Raw genomic sequence first — 22,684 nt, 5'->3', positions numbered from 1 at the left:
GGAAAGCCCCTGCTACTCAACAACTACAGCGGTACCACTCACTGAAACCATTAACATGCCATTGGTTTTACCAAACGTTTCGTAATCAAGATCCACGCCGACTACGGCATTGGCTCCTAGCTCTTTTGCTCTTTGTTTTAATTCTTCTAGGGCAATCATCCGCGCTTTTTGCAGCTCTTGTTCGTATGTGGCTGAGCGACCACCGACAATATCGCGAATGCCTGCGAAAAGGTCTTTAAAGATGTTAGCACCGAGAATTGCTTCTCCTGCAATCACACCGCAGTAGCGGACAATGCGTTTGCCTTCAATGGTTGGAGTTGTAGTGATGTTCATGGGAAATCCTTGTAGGGTGTGGCTGCTGATATCACACCATGAATGATTGACTATTTCCAATCTAAAATTCAGAGATTACTATTAACGGCTACATTCATAACACAATGTTGGTGTGATGAAAGCGCAACGAAAGTTTGATCTTAACTTATTAAGGGTCTTTATTTCGGCCTATCAGACCGAATCGGTAACCAAAGCTGCAGATCAATTAGATTTAACTCAATCAGCGGTGAGTAATGCTTTGGCGCGTCTAAAAGAGCACGTTGGGAGCGATCTCTTTGTGCGAACAGGGCGTGGAATCAAGCCGACGCGTTTTGCTCAAGATCTGTATCAAAGTATCCAATCTCCGTTGATGGATATTGAATCGATGCTGGAAGGGGTCAATCAGTTTGATCCTAAAATATCGACTCGCCGATTTTTAGTGTATTGCCATGAAGCGCAGATCCATGCATTGCGGCAAGGGTTAGATCAAGCATTGGCTGATTTAAACATTGATGTGGTGTTGATGGAGCCACCGTCTAATGAAGACCGCCTGTATGAAGAATTACAGTTAGAAAAAGTCGATTTAGTGATTGATGTGGAAGCGCCGCAAAGCAAAGTTTTTCGTTCTAAACTTCTAAAAGAAGACAACTTATGCTGCGTGGTGCGTCAGGCTCATCCTAGGTTATCGAACCAAGGCCTAAGTAAAGCGGAATACTTACAAGAAGAACATGTGCTGCTGAAAATGCGCCGCTCACAACTTCCTTTTATTGATTGGTTTGTGAAAGAAGTGGTGCCTGTGCGGCAGGTGTACAGTCAACATTCGTCATTAATTGGTATGTTAGCGGCTGTCTCTTATAGTGATGCAGTTGCGGTTGTGCCGGTGACGTTTGCACAGCAGTACCAACACGTTTTTCAATTAAATATTCTTCCGTTTCCGTTTGAAGACCAACTTCTTCATTCACATATGGTTTGGTTGAGTAAGATGAATTTGAACCCAGCTAACCAGTGGTTGAGGCATTTAATTTCCGCACTATCGCAATAAAAAAGCAGCCGAGATACGGCTGCTTTATCATAGTCAATATATTTGGATTAAGGCGTTACAATACCGAAATTGCTGTCGAACGTGTCAAAAACCCCAATAAATCGGTCAAATTTCGTCTGGTCTGATATGGTGAATTTACCGCCTTTTACCGCGTCTGGTAACGACATCTTGCCTGTCAGAAGCTGCACAAAGGTCTCACGTGAGAAGCTTAACGTAATATCAGCTTGGTCAAATTGACGATTTTGATAAGTTTTTAATACCGCGTTTGATAGCTTCAATGCATATTGACCATTTGTCGTTTGATCATCACCTTTCACTTTGATGTTAACCGTCATATTCATGTCACTAGCAAGGTCTGGTTTTACCCTCACCGCTAATGATTCTAATACAGAATATACTGGCATATTGGCAACAATCGCTGTTGTATCTGGGGTCGCCGCTGGTGTGAAGCCGTGGCGTAGCTCTTTAGCGCCGATCAGGTAGTAATTACGCCAAGGGCCAGATTCGGCTTGGTAGCCCAGTTGTTCCATAGCATCAGCTTCTAAGTAGCGAGCGTCCATATTCTCTGGGTTTGAAAATGTCACGTTGTTCAGCAAGGTGGCAGCCCAGCGGTACTCGCCATTTTTAATCGCTTGTTTGGCGATTTCGATAACCTTATGTTCACCACCAATGGCTTCAACGTATTTTGCTCCTTGCTCCGATGGTGTGAGTGGGTTTAAGTTGGCTGGGTTGCCGTCCCACCATGCGCCGAAATAAAAGTCATAAGTGGCACGAGCGTTGTGCGACACTGTGCCGTAGTAACCACGGTTATACCAAGCTTTATCAAGTGATTCTGGCAGCGTGATGGATGCTGAAATTTCGTTAGGTGTGTAACCTTGGTTGGCTAAACGTAGCGTTTGGTCGTGAACAAATTTGTACATATCACGTGTTTTTTCAAGCTGCTCGGTGATGTTGTTCGTTCCCCAGGTCGGCCAGTGGTGAGAACCAATCATCACATCAGACTTAGCTGCAAACATTTCCAGTGATTCATCTACATAAGCCGCCCATGCATTGGCATCACGAGTTCGTGCACCGCGTAATGTGGAGATGTTATGAATGGTATGAGTCATCACTTCCGATGCCATTAAGACTCGGTATTTAGGGAAGTAGAAGATAAACTCTGAAGGCGCTTCAGAACCATTTGCCATTTGGAATTCGACCTCAACACCATCAATTTGATGAATCTCACCCGTATCCAAAACTTCCATAGTCTGCTCTACAATGCCTGGTTTACCGGTCGACGTTGTTTTACCCAAACCACCATCCACTTTACCAGTAGGACCTGCGTCGACCATGTTGCCATACATATAGCTAGCACGACGACTCATGGCATTACCCGCTAGTACGTTTTCTGAAATTGAATGTTCAAAGAAATCTTTTGGAGCAATAACGGGAACCTTACCGCTTTCAATATCTTTCTTATTCGTGACTCCCCAAATGCCGCCAAAGTGGTCTATATGAGAATGAGTAAATACCACAGCTGAAACTGGTGCATCTTCAACGTGTTGACGTAACAGGTCAATCCCCGCTTTAGCGGTTTCTTCCGACAGCAGAGGGTCTATTACTATCCAACCGTGCTCACCGCGGACAAAGGTCATCACAGACAAATCGAAGCCACGGATTTGGTATATATCCTCTTTAACCTTGAATAAACCATGCTGATTATTGAGTTTAGCCATGCGTTGTAAAGAAGGGTTAATGGTATCAATGTTGTGGTCGGTATTTACAAAATCGAACTTAGTAAAATCCCATACAACATTGCCGTTTTTGTCTTTAATCGTACTTTCTGGCCATGTGGCGATAAAACCGCGAGTCGCATCATTAAAATCCTTGGTATTGGCAAAGTCTAAATAATTTGCCACTTGATCATTTTTTTCGATGGTAAATTCGCTGGCTGGTTTCACGCTAGGGCTTGGTATCACTAATGTACTGGCTGAATGTGAGCTTGTGCCCGCAACGGCTAGTGTGCTGATGACAGCGAAAGATAAGGGAAGGAGTCGTAGGTTCATGGTTGCCTCACTATGGTCTAGATTCAATACAATGTAGGTGCAGAGCATCATAGTGAAGAGTTAGGTATTAAATCATTATAGATATATCGCTATCTAATATTTATTTTGTAAATATCAGATGTGGTACGAGGCTTCCACAAATTTGCCTTGTCTTAAGCATCGAAAGCTAGATTTGTCGTTATGGCTGGTGACCGTTATAACCACTGCACTTTTGCTGTGTGTAGAGAAAACATGTCGTTAGATAATTTGATGGACGCCATTGCTGACCAAGGTTGGTATGTATGGGATGACTTTTTAAACCCAGAGCAAGTACAAAATCTGCGTAGTTGTATGCCACAGTCATGGCAAGGGGCGCGTATTGGTCGACACGAAGCCTTACAGCGTGAAGTGGAGATTCGTAGTGATAAAATTCAATGGTTGGAAGAGAGTATGGGCCAGCCAGTGCAAGATTATTTAGAGCGTATGGAGCAAATTCGCCGAGAGGTGAACCGTCATTTTTTTCTCGGTCTGTTTGAGTATGAAGCTCATTTTGCCAAATATGAGCAAGGGGCGTTCTACCAAAAGCATTTAGATGCCTTTAAAGGTAATGAAAGCCGCAAATTGACCACTGTATTTTACATGAACGAGCATTGGAGCGAAGAAGATGCTGGTGAGTTGGCGATGTATGATCTCAACGATACCCACCTTGCAACGCTTGCTCCGCTATCTGGTCGTTTACTGGTGTTTTTATCGGAACGTTTTCCACATGAAGTGCTACCAACCAAAGCCGAACGTGTCAGTATTGCTGGGTGGTTTCGAGTCAATGGTGTGACCGATAACAAGTTAGATATTGCAATTTAGAATTGCCAGATACTGCGTGGCTTTATTGAAGTTATGCAGTACCGGGCAACCTCTAAAATTTAGGCGGATTTGGTTCAGGTAAATTCAACAATCGTAAAGTGAGGATGCTCACTCAGCGCTTCCATCATCAGCAAGCAATCCGTTGCCACTAGGTATTCATTTTCTTCATTTTTCAGTAGAATGCATTCTTGTTTATGCTCATTATGTAACGTATCCACAGCGATGCCGGAATACGTTGCCCCACTCTTTAGAGTGAGTTTTACAGGCAAATGAAACAAGCACGCAAGTTCAATATAGTCGTATTGACTGCAAGCAATCATCGTATACTCCTAAGTGTTACACTGTTCGGTTGAGATACTCATTTTGCAAAATGTACATGCGTTTTACATCTCGGTACTGACCATTGATAAAGAACTCTTGTACTAAATGTCCTTCTTCAATAAAACCTGCTTTTTCATAGAGATGAATTGCTTTTTCATTCTCAGTGGCAACATGCAGATAAATCTTATGTAGGTTTAAAATAGTGAAAGAGTAGTCGAGTGCTTTGTTAATTAAGGTTTCAGCAAACCCCTTGCCTTGGTGCTCTGGGGTGATGATGATCTGAAACTCACCGCTACGATGAATGTAATCAATTTCAATTAATTCGACCAGACCAATCAATTCTCGGCTTTCATTTTCAACCACAAATCGACGTTCGGCATTGTCGTGAATATGTTTGTTGTACAGCTCTTCGAGCTCATCAAAAGATTCATACGGCTCTTCAAACCAATAAGACATGATATTGCGGTTGTTGTTGAGATTATGGATAAAACGTAAGTCACCGCGTTCCAACGCTCTTAAAAATAATTGATTATTCATAACAGACCTTACATTGCACTAAGGCCTTCATCTTATTCCTAGTGTGTTGCAATACAAGTATTGTGAGAGAATTTTGTAACACTTATCGTTTTTAACTTGTTGTTTTTCATTGATGTGAAAAGAAGAGTGTAAGAAAAAGGCCAAGCAAGAATGCTTGGCCTAAATGGATTAATGGAAGAAGTCGACTTGCTGCTTTAAGGCTTCTGCTTGTTGTTGCAATTGCGTTGCGCTTTGAGAGGTTTGCGCGCTGGTATTGCGACTTTGGGCGTTTAGATCACTAATTTCTGTCGCACTTGCGGCGACTTCTTGTGACACTTGCGCTTGTTCTTCAGCTGTTGCAGCGATGGTATCTGCCTGCGATGCAATTTCACGGACTTGATCGGCGATCGATTCCAATGCTGTGCCAGCATCTTGCGCACTATCTAAGACACTATTGGCATTGGTTTGGCTTTGGTTCATCAGGTTCACAGCATTACCCGTAGAACTCTTTAGTTTTTCAATAATAGCCACGACATCTTTAACAGATGTTTGAGTACGGTGTGCCAGTGTACGCACTTCGTCTGCAACTACAGCAAAACCACGGCCTTGTTCACCTGCTCGCGCCGCTTCAATGGCTGCATTTAGTGCTAATAAATTGGTCTGTTCTGCTATTTCATCAATCATCCGCGTGACGGTTTGAATGCTCTCACTGTCTTTGTTGACCTGTTCAATTGCTTGAGCTGAACGATCTAGCTGGTCATTAAGCTGTGCGACATCAATACAAACCGTTTCCACTAGACTCAAACCAGATTGAGTGTCTTGATTAGCATGGCGAACATTTTCGGCAATCGATTCAACCTGTTCTGCAACGGCTTTGGCAGAGGTTGCCATCTCTTCGATCGCCGTGACGACTTGTTCAACTTGCTGTTGCTGAACGTCGGCTTGTGCCAAGTTATTGTTAGCATCTTGAGAGACATTATTGGATTGAATGCTGACATTATCACTGGTTGAACGTATTTCTCCGACCAGTTGATTAAGTTGTTGTGCCGTATGCGCAACACCGTTAGTCAAGCGTATGATCTCGTTGCGTGATTGAGTATTTCCTGCGGCAATGTTTAGGCTGACTTCGCCTTTACCTAAACGCTCCATATAGCCTGTTAATGTTGTTAGTGGCTGGATGGTTTTGTTTAAGAACAGTGTCATGATAAGGAAAGTCGCACCACCGACTAAGAGTGAAATAATCACAATCAATTGGAGCAGATCATTACTGGCTTTGGTCACTTCGCTAATGAACGTTCCCCCAAGTAATTTCCAGTTCCAGCCTGGTACTTCAGTAAAAACGAGGTATTTCTCACCCACAGTATCATTATATTTGAATGGGTAACGAATCAAGCCACTTTGTTGTTCAAAGATAGCCGTAAAAGGTTTGTTCCCTTCATAGTCCGGAACTTCAATAATTGATGGGCTGTTTTCGTTATTGATTGGATGGAGTAAATACTTACCTAGATTATCTTCTCGGTTATCGACTACTATGGTGTAGCCGCTATCACCCCATGTCACTTGCTTTAAGCTATCAAACAGATCATGAGTGGCATCTTCAACCGGCAAGCCGATAAATGAGATAGCATTGGTTTTGCCAGCTCTGTCTTTAACTGGCGCGTAGTAGGTAATGTATTTCTTGCCAAATAAAGTAACTTGATCGTAATAAGGCTGGCCACTCATTAACTTTTGATACCCGGGGTGGTTACTGTCCAATATTGTACCAACTGCGCGGTTACCATTTGGATCTTTCAGAGAGGTTGAAATACGTACCCATTCATTACCTGCTGGCGCAAATATGGTGGCAACAGCTCCGGTATCACGAGTGAAGCTATCCACCAATTTTGTGTCATTAACTAGGCTGTCACCGTACTGAGTGATGTTACGAATTTGTCGACCAGCAAATTCTACGGTGTAGTCTTCAACGTAAAGGCCAGCTAAGTAACCATTTTGAAAAGTAGATTCAAGAATTTTGGTGGTTTCTAAGTAAGCGTCAAATTGTCCGGCAATGGTTTTTGCTATTGCTTCCACTTTCGATTGGTGCTCTTTTAACGTCGATTCAAGCAGTAACTGGGAGGCATTGCGATACACCAATGCAGCGATACTGGAGAAAGCGATAAGCAAGCAAAGCGTGATAACTAACTTTAGTTGAAAGCCGACACTGCTATTTTTGTAGCGATTAATCATGTAATTACCTGTATTGGGAGCTTTTATTATTGTACGTATGGTTGTGTTGTTCAAAAATTCGGTCATTACTCTAACAAATAAGTTAGCGATGTGGTGTTGATTTGAGTTAATGATTTTTAATTTAATTATTGGTGGGGTGAATGAGATGTATGGGGGTTGACTTGAGTCGGAGAAGGAAAGTTCTGTGTCAGATATTGTCATGCTGGCACTGCCACCAATATCACTTAAACCACCATCGGCGTGCAAAGCCTGTTTGGGAAAAACAGCAACGCGTAATCAAGCGGAGTTTGTGAGTAAAGTCATCCTCGGTTTAACGTTGAACTAATGTAACTTTATGATGAGCTGAGCCAGTTTTATTATACTTTCCCGCCATTCTACAGTGTCTTCAAAATTGGCGGTACTGAAGCGTACGCAGTGTTGATATTGTCCCTGTGTCGCAAATAGATTGCCTGGCAGGAGGCTGATTTTTTGTTTAATACACTGCTGATAAAGCTGAAAACTGTCGATAGAGTGGGGTAGTGTGAGCCAGCATAAAAATGAGCCTTCAGGGCGACTTAAATGAAACTGATCTTGTAGAGAAGGGTATTTATTTAACTCGTTTGTCAGTAATTTCGCAAATCGTTGTTGGTTTTGCTGATAAGTTCTGCGCATTTTGTTCAAGTGTTGACGGTATTTGCCACTAGACAGAAACTCCGCAACTGCCGATTGCATCAAGTTCAAGCTGCCCATGTTTTCGCTCAGCAGTGATTTTTCTATTTGAACCTGATATTTCCCCGCAATAATCCAACCGATTCTTAGCCGAGAATCTAATGTTTTTGAGAGTGAGTTGATATAAATAACGCGATCTTGATCATCAAGCATTTTTAGGCTGGGCAGGGGGGCACCAAAGTACAGGCTACCAAAGACATCATCTTCAATTATCGGTACGCCGTCACTCACTGCTAACAGCTGTTTACGAGCTTCGATAGGCATTAAAGAACCCGTTGGATTATTAAAATTCGGGGTGACTAGAATTGCTTTTATTGGCCATTGAGATAAAGCCAGCTCAAGGGCATCGATATCTATACCTAATGCATTATGGCTCGGAATTTCAATCACCTTTAATCCTAAAGACTCGAGTAATAGTAAGGTGCCAAAGTAGCAAGGTGATTCTACCGCGACAATGTCACCAGATTGAGTCAAAGCGCGAAACGCAAGACTGATCGCTTGCTGTCCTCCATGAGTAACCGCAATTTCTTGTGATTTGACATTAATGCCTAAATCTTGCGAGATCTTTAGCAGTTGCTTTATTAGCTCACTGTTACCTGGTGGGAGTTGATAATGGCTAGGAATATGAGTTTGCATGCGACTATGGCGACCAATTTCTGCATACAGACTGCGAATTGCTGTTCCTTGGGTATTAGGGTGCGCGGACCCTGCGGGCATTCTATGTTTAACCGTTGGTTGTACCAAAATTGACTTTGACATGGATAACAAATCCACACTATTAGGTTGCGATAGATTGCTTTCAACAGTGGTGCTAGTTTGCTGTACACGATATCCAGAACGAGGCTGTGAATAGAGTAAACCAATAGCCTCTAATGCTTGATAGGCTCGAATCACCGTATTTTTGCTGACCGATAATTGTTGCGAAAGTTGCCGAATGGACGGTAATTTATCGTGCGCTTGAAATAGCCCATCTTCAATGACTTGTCTGAGATATCGCTCTACACCATCGTATTTGTATTCAACTTTCATTCTGTACCCATAAAAACATCAAAGTCTGTGCCTTTCTTGTCATCCTGTACCTAAATAAAGTAGCAGTATGGAGTCGCTTATGGCTAGGAGATTTGTCATGTTAATAAGGTTAATCCCGTTTCTATTCGTTGTGTTATGGGCATCTGGATTTGTGGGGGCTCGATTTGGTCTCGCTTATGCCGAGCCTGCCACGTTACTTACTTTGCGAATGGTTGCAAACGTTGCGCTATTTTTGGGGTTAGTTGTGCTGCTCAAGCGTCGTATTCCACGAGGTCGCCATTTCTGGCATTCGTGTGTGAGTGGCGTGTTGATTCATGGCTGTTATCTCGGTGGAACTTATCAGGCTATTTTTTGGGGAATGCCTGCTGGTTTAAGCTCGCTGTTGGTGGGAATACAGCCAATTTTAACTGCTTTATTACTAGTGGTGATGAGCTCCGAGCGTTTTAATATTGCTCAGTGGCTAGGGTTGGCTTTGGGTTTTACAGGTATCAGTTTAGTCTTGATGGGTAATATAGAATGGCAGTCAGAACACTATAAATGGTTCGCGATTGGTTTATGTTTGTTGTCATTGTTGGGTATTACACTTGGCACTTTGTACCAGAAAAAGTTTTGCCAGGGCATTGATATGGTTGGCAGTGCTACGGTGCAATATTTGGCAGCTCTGTTCCTGTTCCTTCCTTGGGCATTAAGCTTTGAAACTATGCAAGTTCAATGGACTTCAACCTTCATCATGACCCTTGCCTGGCTTGTGGTTGTGTTGTCGTGTATCTCGATTTTATTATTGCTGTATATGGTTGAGCACGGTGCTGCTTCTAGCGTGGCATCGGTTTTTTATCTTGTGCCGCCAACAACTGCCATTCAGGCGTGGCTTGCTTTTGGAGAGTCATTTGATTGGCTGGGTGTGGCTGGTTTTTGCCTCGCGGCTATTGCTATATATTTAGTGGTTAAAAAGCCTAATATAGCTATCAAACGTTTTAAAACCGCATTGGAACCTTAATTGAACATCGTCATATTTGGAGTTAAGTGATGATTCAGATGGATGTGTAGTGAAAACGAAAAAGCTCCCTCGCGGGAGCTTAGTTTGTATAGCCTACATAAGGTCTATTTTCAGTTTACTCAAGTACAGCCGTGTTACTAATGCCCGCTAAACTATTGTCAGCCATAAAGTCCACAATATCACTTATCATCTCAGTATGCATTGCGGTATCTGAGCCTCCAGTATCTTGCGGGAAAATAAAGGTGCTATGTACCCCAACCGATGAAAAGTTGATGAAATCTTTTGTATTCGTGATGCTGCCAGAGTTTGAACTGTTAATCGTTGTTAAACCTAGCTTGGTTGCCAGCGGTTCACTGCCTGCAAACGGTGCATTTGCGACCATGTTTGGAACGGTTGAATCACCATTCACTTGCAAAGCGTAGGTAGGTAAACTCGAGTTAATGAAACTGGCGTTAGTGAATGGATCGACAGTATCTAACAGCGTTTGTGCTGCGTAGGCAAATTGACTGAAACCAGCATTGACAGTGACTTTTTGGTCGGCGGTCGCGAGTGAGTCAAACAAGTTATAGCACTGTTCATCAGAAAGAGAGGCGCATTGAAGTGCAGCAAAATTACGGTAATCAAGGCTCGCAGAGCTGGCAATGTTGTGCTTGATCAACGGACCAAACGCCTCTGAGCCCAGCAATAAGTTGGCGATTTGACCACCAGAATTGGCCGTGCTCAATGAAGAATACGCGTAAACGGCATCGGCCATACCACCATCAAGCGTCCTATTAGCGGCAGCGACTGCTGGTACACCAACAACACCACCCAAAGAATGACCAAGAAAACGTGGTGGATTAGCTATGGCATCTGTACTTTCTAGCATGCTATTTTTTAATGATTCCTTAATTTCACGCGAATAATTCAGCGCAAAAGTCAGGCTCATAATGTCGAGTTCACTTTGACGAACATTATCGCGTGCAACGGCTAGGTTATTTAAGTTGAGATAGGCGGTGACATCAACATTGGCAGAGCGCGTGCTGTCTAGGCTGCGTGAACCGTGCAAAGGCAAATCAATCGCAAGAACAGCGATGCCATTGGCTGCTAAATTGGCCGCAAAGAAATAGGCATTTTCTTTGGCTGACGTAATGCCATGTTGGTAAATAACCACTGGCCAATCAGCTGCCGTATTTGATGGGGTAAATAGCAGGAGATTAACCGATTCTAACGACTTAATTTTCGGTATTGGATTGTAACGCGTGATGTATCGATTTGGATCTAATGCCGAACCATCAGACTTAGTAAGATCCATTCCTACTAGTTTCAATTGCTCTGTTGTGCTTGATGCTAAAACACTGGTGTCAATTCCAGCTGCAATTAATTGCGAGGCAATGGTTGTTTTTTCGGTATCATCAGACAGGGCTTGTGAAATCAAAGCTAAGCTTGGCATTGCCGATTCAAAGGGTTGACTGTTCCAGGTAGTCCCTTTTTCTAAATAATAAGGCAACTGTACTGTCCCTTTACTAACATAGACTCCACTCGCGCCGAATTTGCTATTTAGTAGTGTTTTGATTACGCCACTAGAATCAAAATAAGTGGTGAAATTGGTGTCGGCGTTCAAAGCATCGGTGTAGGTGCTTGGGCTATTCATGACCATAGTATAAGCTGATGACAGGTCAATATTATTTGGGTTGGCACTGCCTTTCCATACTTGCCCAATATCAAGGTTCTGATTAGCTATTGCAGCAGGTAAAGCAGAAGCTGTTGCCCCTTTTACCGCAAATAAGGTGTCCCCGACTGATTGAGTGGTAAACCAAGTTGAGTAGATAATTTTAGTGCTGTCGACTCCGGTAGCTTGGAACAAGGCTTCAACTCCTTGCGTGACTTTTTGAACCGTTGCTAAGCTGCCTTCGGTATAGATTTTTTTCGATGATTTCAGCGCCGCATAACTGCTTGAGGTACCGACTGGGTCTCCATTTTCATCGCTGACCGCTTCCGTAATCGCGAGAATGTATTCCGAGCTTGGGTTTAAGTCACTCTTCATCACAATGCTCAACGTATCTGTTTGAGCGCTCGAATAGACCGTAAAATGCGTTCCATTAGTTAAAATGGTTTTTGGTGTTGGAGAGCCAGTCATGCTGTCGGATAGCTCAATGAGATAGACTCCAGACGTGACAATACCATCGGCTAAACCGGTTCCCTCAAAATTCATAATCAGTGGCATTGATGTTGACCACCCATCCATAGTACCCATCGCTGCGATAGGGTTGGTTAAGGCATCATTACCACCAGTTGGAATTTCAAGCGTACCGTCACTGGCGTTCATTAACGCAAAGGAAGGCACTGGTACGCTGGCGTTTGAGCCCTGTAAGGTGAATTTTATTTTGGTATCACGTGCTAGTGCATCTTGAATGTATGATTCGTATTGGGTTTTATGGGTCGTGCTCGATGAATCATCACCACAGCCAGCAAGTAGCAGGGCGCTGCAAAGGACAGATAAAGCGATTCCGTGTTTCATAATGTGCTCCGCGCTTAGAAGGTGTAGTTGATTTGGACAGAACTAATGTAGGCGTTACCTTTCGAATTGAACTTCAAGGTTTCGCTCAGAGCATTAGTTTCTTCAAAGGAGCCATCTTTACTTTGTACGTAGGCAAAGCCAGCATCAAGAGAAAGGTCGGGATTAAAGAGATAGGTTAGACCGAGGGAGTACCAGTTACGGTCACTATCTGGAATACTCAGTGTCGCTTTACCTGCCTGCTCGTCGTAAGCAAAACCAACGCGACCAATTAAACTGGTAGAGAACTGATAAGTACCGCCGATTGACCAACGTCCATTGTCTTCATAGTGTTCTTGTTTATAAAAACATTGGTTTACTACTCCGTCATTGCAATCGGGAGACGTCGCTTTCAGTTCGGAGAATGTGCTCCAGTCGGTGCGTTGGTAGCTGTAGTGTAATGCAAAGGCTTCGGTGATTTGGTGGAAACCAGATAATTCCCAAATGGCAGGTAAACTGATTTCAAGACGCCCAGTGACCATAGAGCTGCTGGTTATTCCACTGTCGTAACTTTTAAATTCACCATCGTCGAAATCGAGATCAACTTTTGAGCGATAACCAAAACCCAATCGATGGTCTTGATTTATTTCATACATCGCGCCGATATTCCAACCAAAACCAAAGGTATCGCCTTCTAACGAAATTAATTTGTCTGTAATGCTCCCACCTAAAAATGGAGCCAATGCACCTTTATGACGAGTCAGTTCCGCTTGTGCATAGACCAAGTTCAACCCCGCCCCAATACTAAACTGATCGTTAATGCGATATGCCACCGCAGGGTTCAAGTTGACTGTCACTAATGAGGTATCCCCGGCTAAGTCACCAGCTTGAATATCATCTGGATAATCGGTCGCGACGCCATACGTTGTAAACATACCAATTCCCCATGACCACTTATCGTTGATCGGGCTGAGATAATAAGCCGCAGGTACAACTTGCATCGGTGCTACGTCAGTGGCTTGTTCACCATTAGTGGTATCCCAGACATCAACGTTTGGATCTACAAGGGTCACTGCTCCTGAAAATTGCGCACGATCAAAAAGGGTCATAGCAGAAGGGTTTCGCGCAATGACAGAGGCATTGTCAGCGACAGCGGCTTCACCAGAAAAAGCTCTGCCAAGGCCAGATGCTGAGTGTTCCGCAACTTGGAATCCAGCCGAATGTACATTAAACGCAGTCAAGATTGACAGCGCGAGTAGAGAGCGGGGTTTGATGATCATTCTCGACCTCCTAAGGCCTTTTTATAATTATTTCGTTGTATTTATATTGCACAATCCGATGTTAAATTTGTGTTATATAAATGTCAAAGAAAATAGTGATTTAAATACCAAAAGGCTCGAATGTTAGTTTCTAACTAATTGTAATTCAAGATAAATTTAACTTTTCATGGTATGACCAGTATGGTTTTGTTGGGTAGGTTGAATAAGGGGATTAGATGAGGCTAATATAAATATTCTGTCAGTAATTGATTGAAATTATTGAAGTTGGTGATGTTGTGGTTTTGATTTAGTGAGTTAGGCAAAGAGCGGGAATGGAGGTAGCCTGAAGCTTGCCCAGGCTACCTTAACTGAGTGATTATCGACCAACAAAAGCAACAACGACTTTGTCGTTATTTAACGTTCTTGAAAACACGTAGGCGCCTGGTTGTTTAATTTCTTTATGCAAACCGGCACCAATAGCAGGGTGGGCTTGGCGGAATTGGCCCACTGTTTGCCAATGGTTTAACAACGATTGTCGCTGAGTATCCAACTGCCACATCATGTCGGAACGTGTTCCTTGATGAAAGTCATCAGCGTAAGGGCCCACTTGTCTTGCGACTTCATCACCATAATAAATTTGTACTGCACCGGGTGAAAGTAGTAATGCGTTAGCAGCATTACGTTGCATTTCAAATGATTTGAAGCGACCAAAAAACAGCTCAGTATCATGGGAAGACATGTAACTGACGGGGTTAAAGTCCGGATGCAGAGTCAGTGTTTTTGCGTAGTCGCGGTATACCATCTCCATTTGACTAAAGCATGCAGCCCCTTTATCCAGCTTTTTCTGCATATCGAAGTTGATCAGTGCATCAAATCCATCGTCAAAGTAAGGGCTACGGTAGGCTGAATGCCCCCATACTTCACCCATCATCCAGAAAGGTTGCCCTGATTTCCCATTAGCCTCTCGCCATTGCTCTAGGCTACGCGATGCTTCTTTCTTTAAGCGTTGCCAGACCTCTCCTTCAACGTGCTTTACCGTATCCACCCGATAGCCATCAATACCAAAACGCTTAACCCAGTCGGTTTGCCACTCAATTAAATAATCTGCCACGCTGTAGTTATCGCGTGCGACAACTCGCGTTCCTGGGTTACGCAGCAACCATTGGGGCGGTGTGACTGCGGTAGTTGATTCGGTTTTGAAATCAGGTAAACCAGCTAACGTCATAGTAATATCACTAGAGCCTGGTTTTGAATAACCAGGCAAGCCGGCACGGACCCAGTCCGCTCCCCACCATTGTGACCAGTTTTGGCTTTGATAGTCGATAGACTGATTATAACTGTGCCAGTTTTGACCAGATTGAGGTGCCCAATCTGCCCATTTTTTTGGTAAATCTTGGCTATTAACGACATCAATGCTATCGAATTGCAGGTCGGCGAGTGTAGCGTAACCAGAATGGTTGATGACGGCATCGAGTAAGATTTTTATGCCGCGTTTATGTGCTTCGGTGACGAGTGTTTTTAGATCTTCATCTTGGCCGAAGTTCTGATCAATTTTGGTGAAATCACGAGTCCAGTAACCGTGGTAGGCATAAAATGGAAAGGAGTCACTATCGCCCCCACCGACAAAACCGTGTACTTGCTCGACGATAGGCGAAAGCCAAATGGCATCGGTTCCTAAGCTTTTTATGTAGTCGAGTTTTTCAATGACACCTTTTAAATCGCCACCGTGAAAGGTTCCTACTTCATCGTTACCGTCTTTTTTTCGCCCATAACTATTGTCGTTGCTGGTATCGGCATTGTTGAACCTATCTACCATCACAAAGTAAATATTTGCGTTGCGATAGGTGAACGGCTGCGCTTCATCAGATCTATCTATTGGCTCTAGTAGCACCAAGCCACCACTGTTTTGTGAAGGTAAAAGTGTCACCTTGCCATCTTTAACCACAACTTTTTGGTTAGTGAAGCTCTCTTTTAATTGAGTACCATCGGCGAAGGTTTTTCCGAGTTCTAGCGTGACTTCACCACCTTGGTATTGCTCGCAAGTTACCGCCGGAATGGGTCTTTTAAACTCTTTTTTGGTCGATTTTTTCGCTTGGCGAACAAAAGTCAGCGTATGTTGTGCTTGGTCGTAGTTAAAGGCGTAATCCCCCGTGAAGCGAATTTTTAGCGGTAATTCAGTGGGGGAGCCACAATTTAAGGCAACGGGAGTATTGAATTTGATCTTTTGATCATTCGGCGCAACGCAATTACCCTCAAGGCCGGTTATTTTGAGTGTGTAACTGTCTTTTGTCAGTGGAATAACTAACGGCTGTTGGGCGTCGAGTGGAAAATCACGGCTGTTGGTGGTGGTAGATATGGTCAGATTGGGTGAGGCTAAAACGACAGGCGCAGCTGCGCATAACGCTAGGGCTAAAGTGGTGAGTTTCATGCTCTATCCTTGGTCTTGTACTCGTTGATGATGTTCAGTTGTTTTTATTTTTTGAATCGCTGTAGGGCGAGGTTACTCGACCTTGAGGATAAAGCCTGGATATGGCGATGACATCATTCTTCAGCCTAAGCCCCAAGAGTTTGCTATCGATCACAATTCACTGATTGGGGGCGTAGACGTTCGGTTGTTGCTTTTGCTTTAAACTCAAGTGAAACTGATGACTATCAATAAGATAAGGAGAGTTTACATGCGCGTTATCGTGCTGCTGTGCGTGATCTGGTCATGTTGGGTATCGGCTAATGTACCTGATTTTATCCTCCCCTTTGTTGAGCAAAATACACATCAATTGACCCAGTCAGAGCTGACTCAGCGCAATGATATGATTGAATGTGGTGATGAGCATAGAGCTCCAATTTATTGTAGTGATGTGGTTGAGTACTACAAAACTTCCGCGTGGGCAGAGCTTGAGATCACTAACAGCGAAGTTAGCTCGGTGCGGATGCATATTGATTTTAGCCGTATGGCCTACAGTGATTTACAACTGAACTTAAGACGCGATGGTTTTCAACTGACGCAAGTTATGATCGGTGATCAATATTTTTCAGTGCAAGAACAGTTAACAAAACATTCAATGCCAGAGGTTGATAAAGCGTTAGTTTTATTTTTGAATCAAACGCCGACGATTTTTCCTCAACAGCAGCAGTGGCAGAAGGGAAACAACATTGCACAATTGGTGACAGATGGGCAAGCCATCTGCCTTGTTTTTACTCATTCGGAGTCAACTCTTTAGGCTGGCGGTTTAAAAATGTCACCATAGCGGCGTGATCTAAAAAGCCATCTGCCTTTTTGTGGCTACGTAAATATTGATAACCCGAGATGATTTTACGTTGTCTTTCTTGCTCTTCTTGGCTTAATTGATGTCCAGTAATGGTTTGATACGCTAGGAGAAAGGCGTCCATATCCACGACTTCAGCTTGACGATATAAATACCCGCAGCCGGTGGCGAGCCACTCAAGTGAGCAGTTGGCTCGCATCGCAATCTGATTCGCTTTGGATAAACTTGGCTCACTGCCTCTAAGGTATTTTCGAATTAATCCTTCTGATAATTCAACGCGGCGAGCAAAGCCACTGATGCTTTCTTCGCCAATTAATTCTTGTAAACGTGTAGAAAAACTCACAACTTCGTACTCCAGTTCGAACTTCCGTAGTCTATCCGTTGAGCCATACAACAAACAAGCTTAGGATGATGTCAGTTGAGAGAAAAGGAGACAACCAATGGTTGCTAAAGTAACAATTGCGCCTCAAGGGCCAGATTTTTCCGAGCTCGTTCAAGGGTATTGGCGTTTAGGTGAATGGGGCATGACGCCACAGCAGCGTTTGACGTTCTTAAAACAGCATTTAGAGCTAGGGATTACCACCGTTGACCACGCGGATATTTATGGTAGCTACCAATGTGAAACATTGTTTGGTGAAGCCTTGGCTCTTGAGCCTTCATTGCGTGAACAGATGCAGATCGTCACCAAGTGTGACATCAACTTATGTGGAGACAGAACTCCACAACGTAAGATCAATCATTACGATACTAGCTCTGCGCATATCTATCAGTCAGTGAATAACTCGCTTGAGCGTTTAGGTGTCAGTGAAATTGACGTGCTACTGATTCATCGTCCTGATGCTCTGATGGAGGCTGATGAAGTCGCCGAAGCATTTTCTGAACTGCACAAAGTGGGTAAAGTGAAACACTTTGGTGTCTCAAACTTTAGTCCTCGCCAGTTTGAATTGCTTCAGTCTCGCCTAGGTAAACCACTGGTTACCAATCAAGTGGAAATTAATCCATTGAATTTTGAAGTGGCGCACGATGGCACTTTGGATCAGCTGCAAATGAACCGCACTCGACCAATGGCGTGGTCATGCCTTGGTGGCGGTAGTATATTCAGTGGTGATACTGAACAAGCAAAACGTGTACGCGAAGAATTAGAAGCGATTCGACTAGAAATTGGCGCTCAAAGTATCGACCAAGTGATTTTTGCTTGGGTGCGTCGTTTACCTTCAAAGCCGTTACCAATTATCGGTTCAGGCAAAATAGAACGCGTGCAAGCGGCTATTGCAGCACTGGAGTTTGAATTAACTCGTGAGCAATGGTATCGAGTTTGGGTAGCCTCAAAAGGTCATGGTGTGCCATAGAGTGGCGTCTAATCTCTATTGCTAAAAAGAGAAATATCTAAATGGAAGAGCCAGCATTAAAACTGGCTCTTTTTTATTTATGTCTGTGTTTGCAAGGCCTAATACCAATCACAGTAAATAAGTGATCAGAAATAGCGCAGGAAAAAGGCTTGAGAACAAGGCAGCTTTTTTCGACAAGAAGTTTCGATAAGTAGTTATTCTACAATCAAAAATTCTAACGCAGTTATCGAGCATTTTAACCAGCTAGGATGAACAGTTATTTACTACGATTGGTATAACCATGGATCATCGCAGGGGCAAGTTGAAATTTGGCAAAGGACTGCGCAGGAATAGGCTCTGAGTAGTGAAAGCCTTGGATATAACGGACACCGAGTTGTTCGAGTGCGAGCGCTTGCTTTTGATTTTCGACGCCCTCGGCGATAAGGCGCATATTGAGATGTTTTGCTAGCTTAATCATCGACACCAGTACGGGAGTAATCGCTGAATTCTGGTGCAGGCTTTTAATAAAAACTTGATCAATTTTGATGGTGTCGAAAGCATGTTGATGAATAAAGTTTAAGCCAGAATAACCGGTACCAAAGTCATCAACAGCGATTTTAAAACCAAGTTGTTTTAATAGGGCCAAATTATCGATCGCTTGTTCTAATTCTTCTGCGCTGAAATTATTATCTTCTGTTATCTCAAGCAAAAGTTGAGGAACAATATTTGCGTGTTTCTCTGCGTATCCAACCATGTGTTCAATGAAGTCTATATCCACTACCAATAACCGACTGATATTGATACTAATGTATTGTGCATTAAGATAGCTTGAGTGCTGTTCAACAAACTCAGTGACCAAGTCTAGTACACGGTAGGTAATTTGATGGATGACCCCGATACGCTCAGCTAAAGGAATAAAAATGGTTGGTGAAATATAGCCTTGTGAAGGTTCATTCCAACGCATTAAAGCCTCGCAGCCAACAATTTTATTTTCAGATATATCTACGATAGGTTGCAGGTACAGCTCTAATTGATGGTTGGATATAGCCTCTTTCAGAGAGACTGCCAAGGTATTTCTACTGAGGTAATAATTGTACCAACCAAGATAAAGTAAAGAGAGCACACTCGAGACGAGTAAAACAAGCCATAAACGCTGGGTGAAATGGTATAAGTATGAACCAGTGTTAAGATGAATTTGAATGGAAAGAGGATAGTATTCTGATTGAAACAGGAAAATGCGTAGAGCCGAATTCATCGAACCTTGCTCGCTATGTATACTTTGGCTTAACACTTCAACTTGATAGCCGTAATGCTGCGCTGCCAAATCGGGGGCTACTAAGTCCATAAACTGTTCGGGAGGCATTAGCGCATTGATACCGCTCATATCTGGTTGAGAGGCATAAACGAAAAAAGTGAGCTCTTTATTACGCGACTGAGCCAAAGAAATCGTAGTATTACTCGGTGACTCTTTGAGCCTGTCTGTAATGTTTTTATAGAAATGTATGGTGGAAGGCCCTTCTTGGCTTGTACAAAAAATAGTGCCTTGTGCACTGTACATGCCCACTTCTTTTATCAATTTTGAACGAAACGTATAACTTCGTAAGGCGAGTACGTCTTCTCGATAGCAATGGGGTGAAACTGAAGTTCCGAGCTGATTCAGTTCACTCGATGTCTGATTGATATAATTTTCGAGCCGCTGTATAGCTTGCTCTCCAAAATATGCCGCTTGATGGTTTGTGTCGTAGAAGTTTTGAATAACAGCAAAAATAAACACCAAGAAAAAAATCAACAAGATCGGGATAAAGGTGTTTATGCGCGCAGAAAGTTTTGCTTTGATAGCTCGAATGCAATTCATTGGACTGTCATAACTAGACACAAAGACAGTACTCATAAAATTTCGCCAATTAACGGATGATTGTTCTGTTGTGTACTATAAGTAATTAATCTATCAACGTAACCTATTACTTTGTCTTATTTTTAAGAAATCTGGTGGGAAGATCATGCATTGATGTACTCCAAAATAAGCACAATCATTTACCAGCCTTAACTAACGCTGTATTACGGACGTATACCATACTCTATATCGCTATGGCGACATGTTGCTAATTGAGGTATTTTGCGTTGTGTTTGTGATGGCTATCGTTATTTTTTACTACAAAAGTTTTAGAGACAAATTAAGCCTAAAACACGAAGAGCAACTAAAATAAAAGTAATAATTGATGGTTTATTGTGCAGTTTGCGCATGCTTGATGAGATGTATCTGGGGGTTTTATGGGTTTTCAAGTGGTTAATCAACCTGCGTCGGTGACGGAAGTGGTTGGCGAGGTTATCGCTGTTGATGCTAAAGGTAATGCTCGTCTGTTAAATGACGGAGATTATTTAAACAAAGGCGAAATTTTAATTACGATTAACCACTCCTCTGTGGCTGTTATGGTTTTCGGCGAACTTAAAGTGATCGATCAAAACTGTGTCGCCTGTCTTGGAGAACCACCGCAAGGCGCTGACCCTTCATCTGCATTAACTTCATTTCCGATTGAAGGTGCGATCAATGCTGATCTTTCATTAATTGAAAATACTAACTTTGATGCTGACAATATTGCCGCGATTCAGCAAGCTATTTTAGACGGGCAAGATCCAACCCAAATCTTAGAAGCAACGGCTGGTGGTGCTGGTGGTCCGGGCTCGGCGAATGCTGGCTTTATTAGTATTGATTACAATTTTACGGAAGTCTTGGCGCGTACATTTTTTGAAACTCAAGGCTCTACTGTTGAAGAACAATCTACCGATGATGAACTGGGTCAATTGCGTTTCAGTGCTGGTGGTAATTTACTTTCAGAAGCTTTGGTTGAAGGCTCACTCTCTCAAGGTTCTTATCCACAGTCAGTAACTTCAAGCGTACTTATTGCCGCTGGTGATCTGCCATTGGATAGCGCGTCTTTTGTTCCTACGCCACTTTCACTGAATGCTCTTCTCAGCGAATTAGCCGCAGACATTACCTCTTCAGGTCGACCTGTTGATTTCCGTTATGATGCAACAACAAATAGCATTATCGGTGAGCAGAATGGTAATGAAGTGCTCACTATTAATATGATCGCTACATCGGTCGGTAAAGATGTCAATTTAGAGGTCATTACAACCATCACATTGCCAATAGACCACACTCCTGAAGTCGGTGGTGGGGTAGTCTCGTTCGCTAATGACCAAATTTCCATTCAGTTTGAAATGACAGGTGTAGATTCTGGAGGAAACCCCATCCAGTCACCAATTTCAGTGTCAGTAGTTATTGGTGATGGCGATAATCCAGTCATGGTTGACGAGCCAATAGGGTCGGTTTTTGAAGATAATTTAGCCAATGTTGGTTCTGATTCCAGTGGGTCACTTAACGTTACGATCTCCGGGCTGTTTGATACTCAATTAGGTTCTGATGTTGTCGAAACTTACCAAGTCGACTTAAGTGTAAATCCATTGTCTGGTTTAACCTCGCAAGGTGTTGCCGTCGAATTTGCGGATCCAAGCATTATTAATGGTGTATACATTTATCAAGCTTCGGCGAATGGGACTCCAATTTTTGAATTGATACTGAACCCTGATGGCAATTATCAGTTTACTTTGCAAGGGGTAATCGATCATCCAGTCGATAGCGATGAGCTATTGCTTGAGTTACCTATTTTTGCCACTGATTATGATGGTGATACTTCTCAGGTTGCACTTTTACCGATCAACATCGTCGATGATAAGCCTGTGATTGTTGATTCGGTTCCACTCGATATTCATGAAGACGATCTGGTCACCGGCTCTGACAGCAGCAAAGAGCCACTGACGGCCAGCGGCACCTTCACCACCATTGAAGGGGCGGACCGAGTGGTGAGTTATCAGTTGGATAGCTCGACTAACCCGATTGCGGGCTTAACCTCGCAAGGGGAATCGGTGAGCTTAGGTGCGCCAACGTTATCCAATGGTGCGTACACTTATCACGCCACGACAGTCAGTGGCGCGGCGGTATTTACCTTAGTACTCAATGCCAACGGCAGCTACAGCTTTACCCTCGAAGGGCCGATTGACCATGCGGCCAGTGCCGATGAGTTATTGGTGAATTTCAAGGTGGTAGCGACTGACTTTGATGGTGATAGTTCAAGCATTACCTTGCCAGTGACCATCCATGATGACCAGCCGAGCATTCAAGGTATTCGCACGGGTAGCCAACAAACCGTTGATGAAGATGATTTGTCGGGTATGGGCTCGGATGGCTCAGGCAGTACGACGCTGAGTGGTAATTTTGACGTTGTGGATGGGGCGGATGGCATTGTTAGCTATCAATT

18 protein-coding genes and 1 pseudogene are annotated in these 22,684 nt (G+C 43.3%); 8 read left to right on the top strand and 11 right to left on the bottom strand.

Features of this window, described 5'->3' with window-relative positions; genetic code table 11:
• Positions 1-12: 12 nt before the first annotated feature.
• Complete coding sequence (locus EYW48_RS17030) at positions 13-333, bottom strand: heavy metal-binding domain-containing protein (protein WP_168524459.1); 321 nt, start codon at positions 331-333, stop codon at positions 13-15.
• Positions 334-448: 115 nt separating this feature from the next.
• On the opposite strand from EYW48_RS17030, the gene EYW48_RS17025 reads away from it, so the two are divergent.
• Positions 449-1,354, top strand: coding sequence for a LysR family transcriptional regulator (locus EYW48_RS17025; RefSeq protein WP_277432718.1), 906 nt, complete (start codon positions 449-451; stop codon positions 1,352-1,354).
• Between the two features lie 47 nt (positions 1,355-1,401).
• Here EYW48_RS17025 and EYW48_RS17020 read toward each other — a convergent pair whose 3' ends face one another.
• Positions 1,402-3,402: an alkyl sulfatase dimerization domain-containing protein gene (locus EYW48_RS17020; RefSeq protein ID WP_277432717.1), complete on the bottom strand. Its 2,001-nt coding sequence runs from the start codon at positions 3,400-3,402 to the stop codon at positions 1,402-1,404.
• A gap of 231 nt (positions 3,403-3,633) precedes the next feature.
• Here EYW48_RS17020 and EYW48_RS17015 point away from each other — a divergent pair, with 231 nt between their 5' ends.
• Positions 3,634-4,242 carry a 2OG-Fe(II) oxygenase gene (locus tag EYW48_RS17015; RefSeq protein WP_277432716.1) on the top strand — a complete coding sequence of 203 codons (609 nt, stop codon included), beginning with the start codon at positions 3,634-3,636 and terminating at the stop codon, positions 4,240-4,242.
• A gap of 74 nt (positions 4,243-4,316) precedes the next feature.
• Here EYW48_RS17015 and EYW48_RS17010 read toward each other — a convergent pair whose 3' ends face one another.
• The 3 genes from EYW48_RS17010 to EYW48_RS17000 form a co-directional block, all read right to left on the bottom strand.
• Entirely contained in the window at positions 4,317-4,562 is a 246-nt protein-coding gene (locus EYW48_RS17010) for a Rho-binding antiterminator (RefSeq protein WP_168524461.1), read from the bottom strand.
• A gap of 16 nt (positions 4,563-4,578) precedes the next feature.
• Complete coding sequence (gene speG / locus EYW48_RS17005; protein WP_053311718.1) at positions 4,579-5,100, bottom strand: spermidine N1-acetyltransferase; 522 nt, start codon at positions 5,098-5,100, stop codon at positions 4,579-4,581.
• A 168-nt stretch (positions 5,101-5,268) separates the two neighbouring features.
• On the bottom strand, positions 5,269-7,305 hold the full coding sequence (locus EYW48_RS17000; RefSeq protein WP_277432715.1) for a methyl-accepting chemotaxis protein: 2,037 nt from the start codon (positions 7,303-7,305) through the stop codon (positions 5,269-5,271).
• Between the two features lie 184 nt (positions 7,306-7,489).
• Between EYW48_RS17000 and EYW48_RS16995 the strand changes: the two genes are divergently transcribed.
• Entirely contained in the window at positions 7,490-7,630 is a 141-nt protein-coding gene (locus EYW48_RS16995; RefSeq protein ID WP_176312472.1) for a hypothetical protein, read from the top strand.
• On the opposite strand, the gene EYW48_RS16990 is transcribed toward EYW48_RS16995, so the two are convergent.
• Positions 7,627-9,042 carry a PLP-dependent aminotransferase family protein gene (locus EYW48_RS16990; protein WP_277432714.1) on the bottom strand — a complete coding sequence of 472 codons (1,416 nt, stop codon included), beginning with the start codon at positions 9,040-9,042 and terminating at the stop codon, positions 7,627-7,629. The genes EYW48_RS16995 and EYW48_RS16990 overlap by 4 nt on opposite strands.
• A 97-nt stretch (positions 9,043-9,139) precedes the next feature.
• Here EYW48_RS16990 and EYW48_RS16985 point away from each other — a divergent pair, with 97 nt between their 5' ends.
• A complete protein-coding gene (locus tag EYW48_RS16985) occupies positions 9,140-10,039 on the top strand; it encodes a DMT family transporter (RefSeq protein WP_277432713.1) in 900 nt (299 codons plus the stop codon).
• A 115-nt stretch (positions 10,040-10,154) separates the two neighbouring features.
• Here EYW48_RS16985 and EYW48_RS16980 read toward each other — a convergent pair whose 3' ends face one another.
• The 3 genes from EYW48_RS16980 to EYW48_RS16970 form a co-directional block, all read right to left on the bottom strand.
• Positions 10,155-12,539 (bottom strand): VolA/Pla-1 family phospholipase, encoded by a 2,385-nt coding sequence (locus tag EYW48_RS16980; protein WP_277432712.1) that lies wholly within the window; start codon positions 12,537-12,539, stop codon positions 10,155-10,157.
• A gap of 14 nt (positions 12,540-12,553) precedes the next feature.
• On the bottom strand, positions 12,554-13,795 hold the full coding sequence (locus EYW48_RS16975) for an outer membrane protein transport protein (RefSeq protein ID WP_171981428.1): 1,242 nt from the start codon (positions 13,793-13,795) through the stop codon (positions 12,554-12,556).
• Positions 13,796-14,150: 355 nt separating this feature from the next.
• Positions 14,151-16,202, bottom strand: coding sequence for an alpha-amylase (locus EYW48_RS16970; protein WP_277432711.1), 2,052 nt, complete (start codon positions 16,200-16,202; stop codon positions 14,151-14,153).
• A gap of 247 nt (positions 16,203-16,449) precedes the next feature.
• On the opposite strand from EYW48_RS16970, the gene EYW48_RS16965 reads away from it, so the two are divergent.
• Positions 16,450-16,992: a hypothetical protein gene (locus EYW48_RS16965; RefSeq protein ID WP_277432710.1), complete on the top strand. Its 543-nt coding sequence runs from the start codon at positions 16,450-16,452 to the stop codon at positions 16,990-16,992.
• Here the strand turns inward: EYW48_RS16965 and EYW48_RS16960 are convergent.
• Positions 16,967-17,380: an XRE family transcriptional regulator gene (locus EYW48_RS16960; RefSeq protein WP_171981431.1), complete on the bottom strand. Its 414-nt coding sequence runs from the start codon at positions 17,378-17,380 to the stop codon at positions 16,967-16,969. The two genes, EYW48_RS16965 and EYW48_RS16960, sit on opposite strands and share 26 nt — an antisense overlap.
• Before the next feature lie 97 nt (positions 17,381-17,477).
• Between EYW48_RS16960 and EYW48_RS16955 the strand changes: the two genes are divergently transcribed.
• Positions 17,478-18,386 carry an aldo/keto reductase family oxidoreductase gene (locus tag EYW48_RS16955; protein WP_168524477.1) on the top strand — a complete coding sequence of 303 codons (909 nt, stop codon included), beginning with the start codon at positions 17,478-17,480 and terminating at the stop codon, positions 18,384-18,386.
• Positions 18,387-18,529: 143 nt separating this feature from the next.
• A pseudogene (locus tag EYW48_RS16950) lies at positions 18,530-18,719 on the top strand (hypothetical protein); the annotation flags it as partial.
• Here EYW48_RS16950 and EYW48_RS16945 read toward each other — a convergent pair.
• Positions 18,643-20,256, bottom strand: a complete 1,614-nt coding sequence (locus tag EYW48_RS16945; RefSeq protein WP_277432709.1) for an EAL domain-containing protein — start codon at positions 20,254-20,256, stop codon at positions 18,643-18,645. The pseudogene EYW48_RS16950 and the gene EYW48_RS16945 sit on opposite strands and share 77 nt — an antisense overlap.
• 380 nt (positions 20,257-20,636) lie before the next feature.
• On the opposite strand from EYW48_RS16945, the gene EYW48_RS16940 reads away from it, so the two are divergent.
• A partial coding sequence (locus EYW48_RS16940; protein ID WP_277432708.1) for a retention module-containing protein occupies positions 20,637-22,684 on the top strand: 2,048 nt, incomplete at its 3' end.

This window comes from Vibrio sp. 1180_3 (assembly GCF_029478545.1).
GTDB lineage: Bacteria > Pseudomonadota > Gammaproteobacteria > Enterobacterales > Vibrionaceae > Vibrio > Vibrio aestuarianus.
This window is presented reverse-complemented; position numbering and strand designations above follow the sequence as displayed.